Annotated in this window: 16 protein-coding genes, 1 pseudogene and 1 riboswitch; of the genes and pseudogenes, 11 read left to right on the top strand and 6 right to left on the bottom strand. The window is 63.6% G+C overall.

What is annotated here, in order from left to right; genetic code table 11:
• Positions 1-9 precede the first annotated feature (9 nt).
• Positions 10-759, top strand: a complete 750-nt coding sequence (locus WC739_RS11530) for an enoyl-CoA hydratase-related protein (protein ID WP_372953158.1) — start codon at positions 10-12, stop codon at positions 757-759.
• Between the two features lie 63 nt (positions 760-822).
• On the opposite strand, the gene ppk2 is transcribed toward WC739_RS11530, so the two are convergent.
• Positions 823-1,731 (bottom strand): polyphosphate kinase 2, encoded by a 909-nt coding sequence (gene ppk2, locus WC739_RS11525; RefSeq protein WP_372953157.1) that lies wholly within the window; start codon positions 1,729-1,731, stop codon positions 823-825.
• A 216-nt stretch (positions 1,732-1,947) separates the two neighbouring features.
• On the opposite strand from ppk2, the gene WC739_RS11520 reads away from it, so the two are divergent.
• Both WC739_RS11520 and phoU read left to right on the top strand, forming a co-directional pair.
• A complete protein-coding gene (locus tag WC739_RS11520) occupies positions 1,948-3,216 on the top strand; it encodes an ATP-binding protein (RefSeq protein WP_372953156.1) in 1,269 nt (422 codons plus the stop codon).
• 114 nt (positions 3,217-3,330) lie between these two features.
• Positions 3,331-4,056 (top strand): phosphate signaling complex protein PhoU, encoded by a 726-nt coding sequence (phoU, locus tag WC739_RS11515; RefSeq protein ID WP_372953155.1) that lies wholly within the window; start codon positions 3,331-3,333, stop codon positions 4,054-4,056.
• Between the two features lie 251 nt (positions 4,057-4,307).
• On the opposite strand, the gene WC739_RS11510 is transcribed toward phoU, so the two are convergent.
• Positions 4,308-4,826 carry a GcrA family cell cycle regulator gene (locus tag WC739_RS11510; protein WP_372953154.1) on the bottom strand — a complete coding sequence of 173 codons (519 nt, stop codon included), beginning with the start codon at positions 4,824-4,826 and terminating at the stop codon, positions 4,308-4,310.
• 354 nt (positions 4,827-5,180) lie between these two features.
• On the opposite strand from WC739_RS11510, the gene WC739_RS11505 reads away from it, so the two are divergent.
• From WC739_RS11505 to WC739_RS11495, 3 genes are all read left to right on the top strand, one after another.
• A complete protein-coding gene (locus WC739_RS11505; RefSeq protein ID WP_372953153.1) occupies positions 5,181-6,380 on the top strand; it encodes an aspartate aminotransferase family protein in 1,200 nt (399 codons plus the stop codon).
• Positions 6,381-6,396: 16 nt separating this feature from the next.
• Entirely contained in the window at positions 6,397-7,308 is a 912-nt protein-coding gene (gene argF, locus WC739_RS11500; protein WP_372953152.1) for an ornithine carbamoyltransferase, read from the top strand.
• Positions 7,309-7,420: 112 nt separating this feature from the next.
• Positions 7,421-8,452 (top strand): Hsp33 family molecular chaperone, encoded by a 1,032-nt coding sequence (locus WC739_RS11495; protein WP_372953151.1) that lies wholly within the window; start codon positions 7,421-7,423, stop codon positions 8,450-8,452.
• Positions 8,453-8,504: 52 nt separating this feature from the next.
• On the opposite strand, the gene apaG is transcribed toward WC739_RS11495, so the two are convergent.
• Positions 8,505-8,897 carry a Co2+/Mg2+ efflux protein ApaG gene (apaG, locus tag WC739_RS11490; RefSeq protein ID WP_372953150.1) on the bottom strand — a complete coding sequence of 131 codons (393 nt, stop codon included), beginning with the start codon at positions 8,895-8,897 and terminating at the stop codon, positions 8,505-8,507.
• Positions 8,898-9,119: 222 nt separating this feature from the next.
• On the opposite strand from apaG, the gene WC739_RS11485 reads away from it, so the two are divergent.
• The 3 genes from WC739_RS11485 (at position 9,120) to WC739_RS11475 (ending at position 10,950) form a co-directional block, all read left to right on the top strand.
• Positions 9,120-10,268: a ceramide glucosyltransferase gene (locus WC739_RS11485; RefSeq protein ID WP_372953149.1), complete on the top strand. Its 1,149-nt coding sequence runs from the start codon at positions 9,120-9,122 to the stop codon at positions 10,266-10,268.
• A 102-nt stretch (positions 10,269-10,370) separates the two neighbouring features.
• Entirely contained in the window at positions 10,371-10,640 is a 270-nt protein-coding gene (locus WC739_RS11480) for a BrnT family toxin (RefSeq protein WP_372953148.1), read from the top strand.
• A 52-nt stretch (positions 10,641-10,692) separates the two neighbouring features.
• Positions 10,693-10,950 carry a BrnA antitoxin family protein gene (locus tag WC739_RS11475; protein WP_372953147.1) on the top strand — a complete coding sequence of 86 codons (258 nt, stop codon included), beginning with the start codon at positions 10,693-10,695 and terminating at the stop codon, positions 10,948-10,950.
• A gap of 7 nt (positions 10,951-10,957) precedes the next feature.
• Here WC739_RS11475 and WC739_RS11470 read toward each other — a convergent pair whose 3' ends face one another.
• A complete protein-coding gene (locus tag WC739_RS11470) occupies positions 10,958-12,151 on the bottom strand; it encodes an O-succinylhomoserine sulfhydrylase (RefSeq protein WP_372953146.1) in 1,194 nt (397 codons plus the stop codon).
• A 57-nt stretch (positions 12,152-12,208) separates the two neighbouring features.
• Positions 12,209-12,286: riboswitch (SAM riboswitch) on the bottom strand.
• Between the two features lie 138 nt (positions 12,287-12,424).
• Here WC739_RS11470 and WC739_RS11465 point away from each other — a divergent pair.
• Both WC739_RS11465 and WC739_RS11460 read left to right on the top strand, forming a co-directional pair.
• Complete coding sequence (locus tag WC739_RS11465) at positions 12,425-13,519, top strand: 2'-deoxycytidine 5'-triphosphate deaminase (protein ID WP_372953145.1); 1,095 nt, start codon at positions 12,425-12,427, stop codon at positions 13,517-13,519.
• A gap of 99 nt (positions 13,520-13,618) precedes the next feature.
• Entirely contained in the window at positions 13,619-14,389 is a 771-nt protein-coding gene (locus WC739_RS11460; RefSeq protein ID WP_372953144.1) for an ABC transporter substrate-binding protein, read from the top strand.
• A gap of 188 nt (positions 14,390-14,577) precedes the next feature.
• On the opposite strand, the gene araD1 is transcribed toward WC739_RS11460, so the two are convergent.
• The gene (araD1, locus tag WC739_RS11455; protein ID WP_372953143.1) at positions 14,578-15,570 is read right to left on the bottom strand and encodes an AraD1 family protein; all 993 of its coding nucleotides are present in this window, start codon (positions 15,568-15,570) and stop codon (positions 14,578-14,580) included.
• A 201-nt stretch (positions 15,571-15,771) separates the two neighbouring features.
• A pseudogene (locus WC739_RS11450) lies at positions 15,772-16,400 on the bottom strand (sugar ABC transporter permease); the annotation flags it as partial.

Here is a 16,400-nt window from a genome sequence, read left to right as displayed (position 1 = left end):
GAAATGGCCATGACCACACATCCGCGGCCCGAATTCCGCAACCACACACTGGTCGTCACCGTGTCGTCCAATGACGGCCGGCCGGTGCTGGACAGGCGAGCCTATGAAAGCCTGGCCAGGACCTTCCATGAGGCTGCCGATGATGACGAGGTTCGTGTCGTCGTGCTGCGCGGTTTGGCGGGCTGTTTCTGTCTTGGCGGCGACTTCTCGGAATTTCTCGACGCCACCAAGCACCAGAAGCTGATCGCCGCCGTCACCGACCTGTTCCGCACGCTGGCGACGTTCCCCAAGCCCATCCTTGCCTGTGTCGACGGCGATGCTGTCGGTGTCGGCTGCACCATCCTGTTCCACTGCGACATGGTGATCGCGTCGAACCAAAGCACCTTCCGGGTGCCGTTCGTCGATTTCGGCCTGGTGCCGGATGCGGCGACCAGCATCCTGGCGCCGCGAAAGCTCGGCTATGCCGGCGCTTTCCGCTTCTTCTGCCTCGGCGACACGCTTCGCGCCGAGGACGCCAGGGCGCTCGGCCTCGTCTCCGAGATCGTGCCGGCGGGCAGCGTCGAGGACGCCGCCCTCGGCCGGGCACGGCAGCTTGCCAAGAAACCGGTCGCCGCCCTGCTGCAGACTCGTGGTCTGCTCAAGGGCAACACCGGGGAGCTGTGCGATCGCATCGACCAGGAGATCTCGCTGTTCCAGCAGGCGCTGCAGGATGACACGACGCTGCGCCGGTTGCAGCGCATCGCGCGGCTCGCGGCCTGAGGACCGCGACCCGACAGATCATCACCGCGCCGCGCGGCCCCACGGCCGCGCGGCGCGAAAGCATCAGTCCTGCTTGCCCAGGAATGACGGCCCTTCGCCGATGATCTTCTTGTCCTCCTTGCCGATCACGTCGAGATCGCGCCCGTCATACGGCAACGAGAGCAGGACGCGGCGCATGACGGCCAGCCGGGCGCGGCGCTTGTCATTGGCCCGCACGATGATCCACGGCGCGAATTTCTTGTGGGTGCGTTCGAACATTTGGTCGCGCGCCTTGGTGTAGTCTTCCCATTTCGTGACGCCGGCAATGTCGATCGGCGAGAACTTCCAGTTTTTCAGCGGGCTGAAGCGGCGATCGTGAAAGCGCTCGAGTTGCGTCTCTTGGCCGATATTCAGCCAGAACTTGAAAAAGTGGATGCCCTCATTGCTGATCATCCGTTCGAAATGCGGCGCCTCTTCAAGGAACTGCTCGTGCTGTGCCGGCGTGCAGAAGCCCATCACCGGCTCGACACCGGCACGGTTGTACCAGGAGCGGTCGAAGGTGACGAACTCACCTGCCGTAGGGAAGTGTTCCACGTAACGTTGGAAATACCACTGTCCGCGCTCCGGTTCGGTCGGCTTGGTCAGCGCCACGTTGCGCGCCGTTCGCGGGTTCATGTATTGGTGCAGGACGAAGATCGTGCCGCCTTTTCCGGCGGCGTCACGCCCCTCGAACAGCGCCATCACGCGCTTGCCTGTCGACTGCAACCAGGCCTGCGCCTTGACCAGCTCGATCTGCAACAGCTCGAGCGTCTTGTCGTACTCGTCGCCTTTCATCTGCTTGTCGTAGGGGTAGCCGCCGGCGGTCAGCTTGTTGCCCTCGATCCAGTCGGGCAGCGTCGGATTCTCGATGTCGAATTCCCGGGCCTTGCCGTCGACCATGATCTTGAGCGGCGTGGATGTCGGCGTTGCGGGACTATCCTTGGTTTTTTTCATCGAAAGGAACCCTTTCCAGTCTGTGGACTCATGCTATTGGGAGCCATTACGGCACCGCGCACCACTCTGGGCGCGCGGTGCACGCTGTGGCACTTTCGATTTGCGCATGATCCTTTCCGAAAATCGATTCCGATTTTCAGGGACAGGCGCTGGACCGGTCCAGCGGAAGGTTCCGCAGCCGGCCGACAGGGTGGGAGGGCGCGCACGCGCGGGCGAATGACTGACCTCGACTCAGGGCGGAAAAGCACGGCACGGGTATTGGGGGCCAGGCTGTGGAGCAGTCGGTGGCTGCTTGCCGCGGGTGTCGTGTCCGTTTTGATGGTCTATGCCTTTGCCGGAATCTCCGCCCACGTGCTGGTGCCGGCGCTGCTCCTGCTGCTTGCGGCGGCCTTTTTGCCGACGGCCGGCACCGGCCAGTTCGCGCAGCGCGTGCCGGCGATCGAGGCCATTGGCCTGCAAAGGCTTTCCGGAGAGTATCTGGCGGCCGCCGTCGCCGATCCGCTGATCATTTTCGACCGGACCGCCACCATCGTCCATGCCAATGCCGCCGCCTTCGCGGCTTTCGGCGGGATCGCGCCGGGCATGTCCCTGTCGTTGAAATTCCGCGCGCCGGAGATGCAGGCATTGCTGGACGGCATCCTGTCGGGTGACGTCGCTTCGGACGTCGTCGACTACGTGGAGAAACTTCCGGTCGAACGTGCCTACCGTGTCAGCGCCTCCTCGGTTGGCCACGGCACGGATCTCTATGTGCTGGTGTTCAAGGACCAGAGTGAAACGCGCAGGATCGACCGCATGCGCGCCGACTTCATCGCCAATGCCAGTCATGAATTGCGCACGCCGCTCGCCTCCATCGCCGGCTTCATCGAAACGCTGCGCGGTCCTGCCCGCAATGATCCGGCTGCGCGTGAACAGTTCCTGCAGATCATGCAGAGCCAGACCAGCCGCATGGCGCGCCTGATCGACGATCTGTTGTCGCTGTCACGGCTTGAGATGAAGCCTTATCTGAAGCCTGGAACCGAGGTCGACCTGCGTAGGACCGTCGAGAGCGTCATCGATTCGCTTGGACCCTTGGCCAGTGACAACAACGTCGTCATCGAACGGGACTTCGCCGAAGGGCCTCTTAACGTGCCCGGCGACCGAGACGAGCTTTTTCAGGTTTTCGAGAACCTTCTGGAAAACGCCTGCAAATACGGTCAGTCGGGCGGTCGCGTCGTGGTGTCGATCGCGCACAGCGATGCCGGATCCGAACCGGGCATCGACGTGATCATAAGGGATTTTGGCCCGGGTATCCCCGAGGAGCACATTCCGCGCATTACCGAGCGCTTCTACCGTATCGATGTCGAGACCAGCCGGACGCAGAAGGGCACCGGGCTTGGCCTGTCGATCGTGAAGCACATCCTGACGCGCCACAACGCCAGGCTTTCGATCAAGTCGGAGGTCGGCAAGGGCGCGGCGTTCTCGGTTCATTTGCCGACGCACGGATAGAGCCCTAGTTTTCCAGGCAGCCGTTTCTTTTTTCTGTCATCGCGCTAGCGTATCAGCAGGGATTCGAGGAAACGACTCAAGATCAAGACACTCCCATGGGAAGGCATTTCGTCCATGCAGTCCGTGCACATCGTCAGCGCCTATGATGAAGAACTGAAATATCTGTCCAAGCGCATCGCCGCGATGGGCGGCCATGCCGAACGCATGGTCGAACAGGCGGTCGCTGCCCTGGTCAATGCCGACCCCGGGCTGGCCCAGAAGGTCATCCGCGACGATGCCGTGCTGGATGAGGGGCAGCGCGAGATCGACGACAAGGCGATCATCATCATTGCCAGGCGCCAGCCGATGGCGACGGACCTGCGCGAGATCGTTGGGGCCATCCGGATTTCCGCCGACCTCGAACGGGTAGGGGATCTCGGCAAGAACGTTGCCAAGCGGGTTGTCGCCGTCACGGACGGGCGCCAGCCGACCAGCCTTTTCCGTGGCCTCGAGGCCCTTGCCAACCTGGCGCTGACGCAGCTCAAGGAAGTGCTAGACGTCTACGCATCGCGCTCGGTGGACAAGATCGGCTTCGTGCGCGACCGCGACGATCAGATCGATGCCATGTACACGTCGCTGTTTCGTGAGTTGCTGACCTACATGATGGAAGATCCGCGCAACATCACCCCCTGCACGCATCTGCTGTTCTGCGCCAAGAACATCGAGCGCATCGGCGATCACGCCACCAACATCGCCGAGACCATCTATTACATCGTCACCGGCGAGCAGATGCCGGCTGAGCGGCCGAAAGGCGACAACACCGACACGATCAGCATCTCCGCGACGCTTTCGGTGACCTGAACGGTGCCCTCTCGAAGGCTTTGCGGAATCGAGCCGGCTTGTTCGAGCCCGATCGCGACCTGCTGCTTCGGATCGAGGCGCAATTCCATCGGCAACTTCCCGCGGTTCTCGCCGCGATCACGCTGACCTGCGTTCCTCAATTGCGGTTTCGCAAGGATGGCTGGCGCCACGACAAACAGGCGAACAGCACCGAAACAACAGCTTTGTGCCGGCCGAAGGAAGCCCGGCCGATGCTATTCGCTATTCGCTGTTCAGCGACTGCGGCGCCGCTCCGACGCCGGCTGGAACGCCAGGCGGGCGTGGTATTTGCAATAGGGGCCGGTCTCTGCGGCCTCGTTGCCACAGAAATTGAAGTCTTCAGAAAGCGGGTCGCCGTTCGGCCATTTGCAGGTGCGTTCGGTCAGTTCGACGAGCTGCAGATGCCGCGAGATCGGAACGACGACATTCTCGACCGGCCTGACATAGTGGCGCGCCACCGGCTCGGCGTCGAACTGGGTCTGCAGGGCCGTCGCGCCGATGGATGTCGTGACGTGGCGTACCGCCGTCGCGGCGCGAGCCACCGACTTCTGGACGGTGGATCCCTGCGCCGTCTTCTTCTGCCGTGCCGGCGTCGCTGTGGCGCGTCCGCGGCCCGAGAGTTTCAGCCGGTGCACCTTGCCGATGACCGCATTGCGGCTGACCCCACCAAGCTGGGCGGCAATCTGGCTTGCGCTCAGACCCTCCGACCACAGTTTCCTGAGAAGTTCTACCCGCTCGTCAGTCCAGTTCATGAGACCGCGCTCCTGCTAAGCGTGAGGCCGAATCCATTCCCGCCCCGGCAACATTTGCCGGGGCAGACACCACATATATCTGGTGATTAGGTCCGCCGCACGAAATCTAGTTATTTCTCGACTACAACTACCCTATGCGCTGACTCGGTGACAAGAGTCCCAAGTGCAACACGAATCGGTTTTTTCGGTTTTCCCCAACTTGACCGGTCGCTTATGAGCCGGCGTCTTGTCAGGGGGCTTGGCGCGCGTCGCCACGCGACGTTTTCATTGACTTCACGGCCGAAAAACACGATAAGCCGCAAAGGCCGCCGCTTTGGCGGCTTTTTTGATTTTCCGGTACCGGAGACGCATATAATGAGCGGTTCGGCGCTTTACGAGACCTTTGCTCGCGCACCCCTGGCCTTCGACCATGGGGAAGGCACCTGGCTGGTTACCGACAAGGGCGAGCGATATCTCGATTTCGCGGGCGGCATCGCGGTGAATTCGCTGGGCCATAGCCATCCGCATCTGGTCGCGGCGCTCACGCAACAGGCCGCGAAGCTGTGGCATGTTTCCAACCTCTATCAGATTCCGGAGCAGAACCGGCTTGCCGAGCGGCTGGTCGAGGCCACCTTCGCCGACAAGGTGTTCTTCACCAATTCCGGCGCCGAGGCGCTGGAATGCGCGATCAAGACCGCGCGGCGCTACCATTTCGTCAAGGGCCATCCGGAGCGGTTCCGCATCATCACCTTCGAAGGTGCCTTCCATGGCCGCACGCTGGCGACCATCGCGGCGGGCGGCCAGTACAAATATCTGGAGGGCTTCGGACCCAAGGTCGAAGGCTTCGATCAGGTCGGTTTCGACGACATCGATGCCGCCGAGAAGGCGATAATGCCCGAAACCGCCGCGATCCTGATCGAACCGGTGCAGGGCGAGGGCGGTATCCGCCCGGTCCCGGCGCAGTCGCTGAAGCGGCTCCGGCATCTGTGCGAACAGCACGGCCTGCTCCTGATCTACGACGAGGTCCAATGTGGCATCGGCCGCACCGGCAAACTGTTCGCGCATGAATGGTCCGGGGTGACGCCTGACATCATGGCGATCGCCAAGGGCATTGGCGGCGGCTTCCCGATGGGTGCCTGCCTGGCAACCGATGAGGCGGCCATCGGCATGACAGCTGGCGTGCACGGCACCACCTTCGGCGGCAATCCCTTGGCCATGGCCGTCGGCAACGCCGTGCTCGACGTGGTGCTGGAAGACGGCTTCCTGGAAGATGTCCAGCGCAAGGCGCTGCTCATGAAGCAGGGGCTTGCCTCGGTGGCAGACGAATTTCCGGAAGTGATCGAGGAGATCAGGGGCACCGGCCTCATGCTCGGCCTCAAATGCGCGATGCCCAACACCAAGGTCAACCTGGCGTTGCGCGACCATCATCTGCTGGCGGTTCCGGCCGGCGACAATGTCATTCGCCTGCTGCCGCCGCTCACGGTCTCCGACGCCGAAATCCACGACGCGCTGGACCGCATCAGAGCCGGCGCAAAGGGCCTTGTGGAGGCGATCGCCTCCGCCGCCGCGAAGTAATGCGGAAACATTCCTGATGTCAGTTCGCCATTTCACCGATCTTTCCGCCGTTTCCGAGGGCGACCTGCGCTCCATGCTCGACGACGCGGTGGTGCGAAAGGCCCGTCTCAAGGCCGGGGAGCGGACCAGGCCGCTCGACGGCAAGGTGCTGGCCATGATCTTCGACAAGCCGTCGACACGCACGCGCGTCTCCTTCGATGTCGGCATGCGCCAGCTCGGCGGCGAGACCATCATGTTGACCGGCACCGAGATGCAGCTCGGCCGCTCCGAGACCATCGCCGACACCGCCAAGGTGCTGTCGCGCTATGTCGATGCGATCATGATCCGCACCACTTCGCATGAGCGGCTGCTGGAATTGACCGAGAACGCCACCGTTCCCGTCATCAACGGGCTGACCGACGACACCCATCCCTGCCAGCTGATGGCCGACATCATGACCTTCGAGGAGCATCGCGGCCCGGTGGCCGGCAAGACCATTGCCTGGACCGGCGACGGCAACAACGTGCTGCATTCGCTGCTCGAGGCCTCGGCGCGCTTCCGCTTCAATCTCAATGTCGCCGTACCCGAAGGCAGCGAGCCGGCGCGCAAGCATGTCGACTGGTCTCAGGCCCATGGCGGCAAGCTGCACTTCACCCGCTCGCCGGAGGAGGCCGTCGATCAAGCCGATTGCGTGGTCACCGATTGCTGGGTGTCGATGGGCCAGGAGCATCGCGCGCGCGGCCACAACGTCTTCTCGCCCTACCAGGTCAACGCCAAGCTGATGGCCCGGGCCAAGCCCGACGCCCTGTTCATGCATTGCCTGCCGGCGCATCGCGGCGAGGAGGTGACCGACGAGGTCATCGACGGCCCGAACTCTGTCGTCTTCGATGAGGCCGAGAACCGGCTCCACGCCCAGAAAGCCGTGCTCGCATGGTGCCTTGGGGCTTGAAGTGCCTTGGAGCTTGAAGCGTCTGGCAGCTTGATCTCCGGTGATGTGATGCCTATCTGCGCCGCATCACGCAAATCAAGCGCGTTTCGACGCATGCGCCCCGGAGGGCGGCATGGCCGCGCCCCGGAGCTTTGTCATGTTGGAAACACATCAATTGGCTGAACATCACCGCAAACTCGGCGAATTCGGCTACGCCGGCGACGACCACGTCGTTCCCTTCGAGGTCGGCCCGCTCGACGTGCGCGGCCGCACGGTCCAGCTCGGGCCCATGCTCGACGCCATTCTTACCCGTCACGATTATCCGGAACCGGTGGCCCGCCTCCTGGCGGAAGCCTGCGTGCTGACGGTGCTGCTCGGCACCTCGCTGAAATTCGAAGGCAAGTTCATCCTGCAGACCCGCACCGACGGGCCGGTCGACATGCTGGTGGCGGATTTCACGACGCCTTCGGCATTGCGCGCCTATGCGCGCTTCGACGCCGAGAGGCTCGAGGCTCTGGTCGCGGCCGGCGACACGTCCCAGCAGACCCTGCTCGGCAGCGGCGTTTTGGCGCTGACCATCGACCAGGGCGCCCATACACAACGCTATCAGGGCATCGTCCAGCTTGACGGCGAGACCTTGGAAGACGCCGCGCGGACCTATTTCCGCCAGTCGGAACAGATCCCGACCGATATCAGGCTTTCGGTCGCCAAGCTTCTGACGCCCGGCGTCGGCGGCGCGCGCGAGCAGTGGCGGGCCGGCGGCATCCTGGCGCAGTTCCTGCCGCAATCGCCGGAGCGTATGCGCGTGCCGGACCTGCCGGGCGGCGATGGCGATCCGCGCGAGGAGGTCCACGATCCCGCCGACAATTCCTGGCGCGAACTGCTGGCGCTGCTCGGCACCATCGAGCCTACCGAACTGATCGACCCGACGATCGGCGCCGAGCGGCTGCTGTTCAGGCTGTTCCATGAGCATGGCGTGCGGGTGTTCGGCGGTGTTCCGGTCGCCGACCAGTGCTCATGCTCGCGCGACAAGATCCGCGGCATTCTCGAGGGCTTCTCCGCGCAGGAGATCGCCGACAGCACCGAGGACGGCGGCATCCACGTCGCCTGCGAGTTCTGCTCGACACAGTATGACTTCGACCCGGCGGAATTCGCGCCCCAGTAAGGAAGCTCCGGTTCCTCGCCCCGCTTTGCGCGGGCGGGGACCTTGGATCCTCTCAGTTCACCGTACGCCTTGTCCCCGGCAGGTCGAGCGAGAAGGCGGGAATGGCGATGTCGAACGTCTCGCCACGCTTGTTGCGCATCGTGTAGTGCCCGACCATGATCCCTGAGGGCGTCGAAAGCGGACATCCGGATGTGTATTGATAGCTGTCGCCGGGATTGAGCTCGGGCTGGTCGCCGACCACGCCCGGCCCGCGCACTTCCTCCACCCGGCCGGCGCCGTCGGTGATGTGCCAGTAGCGCGACATCAACTGCACGAACTCGTCCGACTGGTTGTCGATCGTTATCTGGTAGCCCCAGACATAGCGGTTCTCCGAAGGGTCCGAGCGATCCTCCATATAGAATGGCCTGACCTGCACTTCGATGTTGTGCGTGACGGCGCTGTACATGGGCTGCTCCAACAATACGGGGTAAGTTTTCGGCGCTCGCTGCCGGCAGGTCAACCGGCGCGTCTTGTCGCGCCTGGCTCGGAAAGGCAGGTGTCGGCAAAGAATGTCATTTAAGTGACACATGACAATGATGGTGTGCGCGAACCGGGCGACTCGGCGCTCTGTCGAACTGTCGAAAACGGTCATCAAGCGGACCGTCTTTTCTGGAGTGACCGGACCTCGATGGAACTTACCTTCATAGCCGCCACGCTTTCCGTCGCTCTCATTGTTTCAAACGCCGCCAGCATCCTGCTCGCTGCTTCACGTCTGAAACGGCGAACCACCATTGCGCTGCCGGCCGAGGCGCGGCCGGTATCGATCGTGGTGCCGTCGCGTGGCGTCGAGCCGTTCACGCAAGAAACGCTTGATCGGGCATTTTCGCTCGACTGGCCGCGTTATGAATTGATCTTCTGCGTCGCCAACGCCGACGACCCCGTGGTCAGGCTGATCCGCGCCGCCATTGGCCGCTTTCCAGACGTGCGTGCGCGGCTGCTGATCGGCGACGATCGCATCAGCGCCAATCCCAAACTCAACAATTGCGTCAAGGGCTGGGACGCGGCGCGCCACGACTGGGTCATCCTGGCCGACTCCAACGTGCTGATGCCGCGGGACTACGTCCAGCACATGATGGCGGCTTGGCGGGCGGACACTGGCCTGGTCTGTTCGACGCCGATCGGCTCGCGGCCGGTCGGCTTCTGGGCAGAAGTCGAATGCGCTTTCCTCAATACGCTGCAGGCGCGCTGGCAATATGCCGGCGAGGCGCTTGGGCTGGGTTTTGCCCAGGGCAAGAGCATGCTGTGGAACAAGCCGATGCTCGATGCCAGCGGCGGCATCCGCGCGCTGGCGGCGGAGATCGCCGAGGACGCGGCGGCAACCAAGCTGGTCAACGGTCTCGGCCTGCGCGTCAATCTCGTCGCTGCGCCTTTCGAACAGCCGCTCGGCCGGCGCACGCTGGGCGAGATCTGGTCGCGCCAGGCCCGCTGGGCGCGCCTGCGCCGCGTCACTTTCCCGCTGTTCTTCGCGCCGGAGATCCTGACCGGGGCCGTGGTGCCGCTGGCACTGGCGCTGATTGCGGCCGCTTCCGCCGGTTTCAGCCTGCCGCTGACTATCGTGGCCGTACTGGCGGCCTTCTACCTCCCGGAATGCGCACTGGCCTCGGCCAAGGGCTGGTATCTGTCGCCGCGGATGATCGGCGCATTGATGGTGCGCGACATGATCCTGCCGGCGATGTGGGTTCGCGGCTGGCTCGGCGGCGCCGTCGACTGGCGTGGGAATGCGATGACCATCGGCACCAAGGCGGCCGAGCTTGAAGAGACGCCGTCCAGAGCCTGATTTCGGCTGGCCTGTTTTCACGCGCAATTATCGTGTACACAGAAATTATTGAACTACGCTCTATTTTTGTGTATACATAATTTATGGAATGAGCCGACGGCGATGCACTTCGAGTGGGATGAAGCCAAGGCAAGGACGAACCGGGTCAAGCACGGCGTGGACTTTGCAATCGCTCCGTCCTTCGATTTTGCAAATGCCGTCATCAGGCTCGATGATAGCGAAGATTTTGGCGAAGATCGTCTTGTAGCGGTCGGCCTGATCGACGCCGGCGTCTACGTGATGGTTTATGTCGAGCGAGGCCGTACCATCCGCGTTATTTCGCTACGCAAGGCCACAAGGCAGGAAATTACGGACTATGTCGAAAACCTCTAGGACGATCGTGCGTCGCGAGGCTAGCCCGCCAAAGCAGTCGCGTGCTGATGCCTTGGCGCTTGCCGGCAAGGCGCTCGCCGCGATGACCGATCAAGACGACGCTGCGATAACCGCTGCTGCCGAGGCAGACCCGGATGCGCAGCCGACTGATGCTGTTTCGCGACGCAAGGTCGGCCGTCCGCCGCTTGCGCGGCCCAAACGCGCCGTACAGTTGCGCCTCGACGCCGATGTTCTCGACCGCTTCAGGGCTGACGGCGATGGCTGGCAGACACGCATGAACGAAGCGCTGCGCAAAGCCGTGGGCCTGTAACCTTCGATCAGCGGCTCACGGCTTGGAGCGCCTGCGCAACGTCTTCCAGCAGGTCAGCGGTATCTTCCAGGCCGACCGACAGCCTGAGCGTTCCCGGGCCGATGCCGAGTTCGGCGCGGGCCTCGTCGCTGAGGTTCTTGTGCGTCGTCGTCGCCGGGTGGGTGATCAGGCTCTTGGCGTCCCCGAGGTTGTTCGAGATCAGCACGATGTCGAGTGCGTTCTGCAGCGCGAACGCCGCCTGCTTGCCGCCCTTGACGTCCATGCAGATCAGCGTCGAGCCTCCCGACATCTGCTTCTTGACGATATCGGCCTGTGGGTGGTCGGCGCGGCCCGGATAGATGACGCGCGCGATCTGCTTCTGTTCGGCGAGGAAGTCGGCGATCTTGCCGGCGCTCTCCGTCTGCTGGCGCACGCGCAGCGGCAGCGTCTCCAGGCCCTTCAGCAACGTCCAGGCATTGAACGGCGACAGGCTGGGGCCGGTGTGGCGGAAATAGTCGTGCAGGTTCTCGTCGATCCACTTCTTGTCCGACAGGACGACGCCGCCCAGGCAGCGCCCTTGGCCGTCGATGTGCTTGGTCGCCGAATAGACGACGATATGGGCGCCGAGTTGCAGAGGCTTCTGCTGCAAAGGCGTGGCAAAGACATTGTCGACGACCAGCCGCGCGCCGATCGAGTTGGCCAGCGAAGCGACCGCGGCGATGTCGACCACTTCCAGCGTCGGGTTGGTCGGGCTCTCCAGGAAGAACAGCTTGGTGTTGGGCCGAACCGCCTTTTCCCAGTTGGCGATGTCGGTGCCGTCGACCAGCGTCGCCTCGATGCCGTAGCGCGGCGCCAGCGTCTCGACCACCCAGCGGCAGGAGCCGAACAGCGCGCGTGCCGCAACGATATGGTCGCCGGCCTTGACGCTGCACAGGAGCGCCGCCGCCACCGCCGCCATGCCCGACGCGGTGGCGCGCGCGTCCTCGGCGCCTTCCAGCGCGCACATGCGCTTTTCGAACATGTCGACCGTCGGGTTGGCGTAGCGCGAATAGATGAAGCCGGGTTCCTCGCCCTTGAAACGGGCCTCGGCGGCCTGCGCCGTCTCATAGACATAGCCCTGCGTCAGGTACATCGCTTCCGATGTCTCGCCGAATTGGGAACGCAGGGTTCCGCCATGCACGAGGGCCGTTTGAGGCTTCCAGTTGCGCTTGTTGCTGCTCATCGCTCTTGTTCCAGACACAAAAAAACCGGCCGCGAAAGTCGCAACCGGTCCATACGGCCTTGCGGCCCGACGGTCCTTTAGCGACTTGTTTAACGTGGCTGCAAGCCGACCGGCCAAATCACCACGGGATAACGACCCTTTAGACCCGCGCCACGCTTGCGTCAATTGCCGGCTTGATTAAGAGGTTTGTACCAAGCAGGTCCCGCAAGACTGGTCCACGGTTTTGCGGCAAGAACCTGCGGCAAGAAAAACGTCTGGCCTAGGAGCGAAGCCTTGCGGCAGACAGGCATTCTTCCCGATCAGGACATTTCGGCGCTGTTCCAGTCCGGCGCGCTGAAGTCGCCGCGCGCGCTCGATGCGGACCAGATCCAGCCGGCCAGCCTCGATCTCAGGCTCGGCGACAAGGCATGGCGGGTGCGCGCCTCCTTCCTGCCGGGTCCCAACCACAAGGTTTCGGAAAAGCTCGACCGGCTGAAGCTGCACGAGATCAACCTGGCCGAAGGCGCGGTGCTGGAAACCGGCTGCGTCTACATCGTGCCGCTCCTCGAAAGCCTGGCGTTGCCGGCCGAGATCTCGGCCTCCGCCAATCCCAAGAGCTCGACCGGACGGCTCGACATCTTCACACGCGTCATGACCGACCGCGGCCATGAGTTCGACAAGATCGCCGCCGGCTACACCGGTCCGCTCTATCTCGAGGTCAGCCCGCGCACCTTCCCGATCGTCGTGCGCACCGGCTCGCGCCTGTCGCAGATCCGCTTCCGCACCGGCAATGCGCTGCTGTCGGAGGCCGAACTGCATGAATTGCACCGCGCCGAAATGCTGGTTGCCACCGAGCCGCCGAACATTTCTGGCGGCGGCATCGCGCTGTCGATCGACCTCAACGGTGACAGCGACGGGCTGGTCGGCTATCGCGGCAAGCACCACACCGGCCTCGTCGATGTCGACAAGCGCGCCGCGCAGGATGTCGTCGATTTCTGGGAGCCGATCCACAAGAGCGGCGCCGGCGAGCTGGTGCTCGACCCCGATGAATTCTACATCCTGGTCAGCCAGGAAGCCGTGCACGTGCCGCCGCTCTACGCCGCCGAGATGACGCCGTTCGATCCGCTGGTCGGCGAATTCCGCGTCCACTATGCCGGCTTCTTCGATCCGGGCTTCGGCCATTCGGCATCTGGCGGCACCGGCAGCCGGGCGGTGCTGGAAGTGCGCAGCCACGAAGTGCCGTTCATCCTCGACCACGGCCAGATCGTCGGGCGGCTGGTCTACGAGCACATGCTGGGGCGGCCACAGGCGCTCTATGGCACCGATCTCGGCTCCAACTACCAGGCGCAGGGCCTGAAGCTGTCCAAGCATTTTCGCGCCGCGCGCTGAGGTCTGCATCCGGTCCGGCAACAGACTTGCCTGTGCCGGCCCGTCGTGCTTGGCTTACCTGCAGATTTTCAGCGTCGTGCGCTCAAGGAGAACAACAAAATGCAGATTTCCAGATGGATCATTTCGGCAGCGGGTGCCGCCATTTTCATGGTGGCCGCCGGGTCGCTGTCCCAAGCAGCGGAGAAGTTGAAAATCGGCACGGAGGGCGCCTATCCGCCATTCAACACCATCACCTCCGACGGCAAGCTTGTCGGCTTCGACGTCGACATCGCCAACGCGCTGTGCGCGCAGATGAAGGTGGAGTGCGAGATCGTCACCCAGGACTGGGACGGCATCATTCCCGCCCTGCAGGCCAAGAAGTTCGACGCCATCATCGCCTCGATGAGCATCACCGAGGAGCGCAAGAAGCAGGTCGCCTTCACCAACAAATACTACACCACGCCTCTGGCCCTGGTGGCGCCGAAGGACAGTGACATCACCTCCACCGAGCCTGCCGCCCTTGCCGGCAAGACGGTGGGCGCGCAGGCGTCGACCACGCAGGCCGACTATGCGCAGAATGCGTATGGCAAGGCGGGCGCGGAGGCCAAGCTCTACCCGACCCAGGAAGAGGCGATCACCGACCTGCAGAACGGCCGTCTCGACGCCGTCATCTCGGACAAGTTCGTGCTGGTAGACTGGCTGAAGAAGGCGAGCGACGACTGCTGCAAGCTGGTCGGCGACGTCAAGGGCACCGAGACGCAAGCCGGCATCGCCGTGCGCCTCGAAGACACGGAACTGCGCGACAAGCTCAATGCGGCCATCGATGCGATCGTTGCCGACGGCACCTACAAGAAGATCCAGGCCAGGTATTTCGACTTCGATATTTATTGAGTCGTTGAAGCTGCCGGTCGAGTCTTTCCTTCTCCCCTTGTGGGAGAAGGTGGCCTCGCGAAGCGAGGTCGGATGAGGGGTGTTCCAGGGAACACAAACGCCTCACTCCGCTGGAACACCCCTCATCCGTCTCAGCGCTGCGCGCCGATCCACCTTCTCCCTCAAGGGGAGAAGGGAAGGGGCGATCTTCACAGCGCCTTCACCGCCACGTTCACCGGCTGCTCGATCTCGAGCGGGTTGCGCAGCGGCAGGCCGAAATCCCCGGCCTCGATCTCGAACACGTCGCCGGCCTCGGTCTTGATGCCGTCGGCGAAGGACAGCGTCGCGGTGCCAAACATGTGCACATGCACGTCGCCTGGCTGGCGGAAGGCCGAATATTTGAAGTGATGATGCTCGAGATTGGCGATGGTGTGGGACATGTTGGCTTCGCCCGAGAGGAACGGCTTTTCCCACAGCAGCTTGCTGTCGCGCCAGATGCGTGAGGTGCCCCTTATGTCTGCAGGCAGGTCGCCGATCAGGATCTCCGGTCCGAACGAGGCGTTGCGCAGCTTGGAATGCGCGAGGAACAGATAGTTCACGCGCTCGGTCACATGGTCGGAAAACTCGTTCGACAGCGTGAAGCCGACGCGGAACGGCGCGCCGTCGTCGCCAATGACATAGATGCCGGCGACCTCGGGCTCCTCGCCGGCGTCCTTGGCGAAGGCCGGCGACAGCAGCGCCGCACCCGGCGCCACGGCCATGGTGCCGTTGCCCTTGTAGAACCACTCCGGCTGCACGCCGACCTGGCCTTTCGCGGGCTTGCCGCCCTCCAGGCCCATGCGGAACATCTTCATGGAATCGGTGAGCTGTTCCTCGCCGCTGTCGCCAAGCTTCTTGTGCATGGAATCGCGCGTCGCTGCAGAGCCAAGATGCGTCAGGCCTGTGCCCGTGAGATGCAGATGGGCCGGATCGGGATGATTGATCGGCGACAACAGCCGCCCCTTCTTGTAGGCGGCGTCGAGATCGACCGTCTCGCCCAGTCCCTTTCGCTCGATCAGCGCGACGAGGCCAACGCCGGTGCGGGCAGCCTCCATCGCCAGCGAGTAGACGCTGCGGGCGCCGTTGATGACCCTTGTCTTGCCGCCATTGCGGGCAACGACACGGATGGTCTCGGCGTCGTCGAGAATCTGCGAGATCAGCATGGTCAATCCTCTCTCATGTGCCTTGGCCTGGCTGCCTCCTGGCAATCCCCGACCTGCGCGGCTCGGACGTCGCCGTGCCACGGGTTAAATTCCTAGTCCGGATTGCGCTGCGACCCTGTTCCCCGGAGGGAATTCTTATGCCGGCAATTGTACCGTCAGCGCAGCGATCGCATGCCTCCTGCTTGCCTCGCCTAAAGCCTGTCAGGCCTTGTTCTTGTTGTAGACGTCGAAGATGACGGCGCCGAGCAGCACCAGCCCTTTGACCACCTGCTGCCAGTCGACATTGACGCCCATGATCGACATGCCGTTGTTCATGACACCCATGATGAAGCCGCCGACCACGGCGCCGATGACCTGGCCGACGCCGCCCATCGCCGAGGCGCCGCCGATGAAGACGGCGGCGATGACGTCGAGCTCCGAGCCCAGTCCTGCCGCGGGCACGGCCTGGCCGAGCCGCGCCGCGATGATCAGGCCGCCCAGCGCCGACAGCACGCCCATGTTCACGAACACCAGCAATGTCAGCCGCTCGGTGTTGATGCCCGACAGTTGCGCCGCCTTGGGGTTGCCGCCCATCGCGTAGATGCGGCGGCCGATGGTCATGCGCTTGGTGACGAAGACGAACAGCGAGATCAGCACGCCCATGACGAGCAGCACCACCGGCAGGCCGCGATAGCTGGCGAACTCATAGACCAGGAACAACGCCAGCGCGCTGGCGACCAGCGTCTTGACGACGAACAGGACGAAAGGCTCAGCTTCATAGCCATGGCTCTCGCGCTTGCGCCGGGTGCGGAGCCCGAAAAAGGCATAGGCCAGCACGGCGATCGCGCCCA

This window comes from Mesorhizobium sp. (assembly GCF_041661565.1).
Classification (GTDB): Bacteria; Pseudomonadota; Alphaproteobacteria; order Rhizobiales; family Rhizobiaceae; genus Mesorhizobium.
Note: the sequence above shows the minus strand (reverse complement) of the source record. Positions and strands in the feature narration are given on the sequence as shown.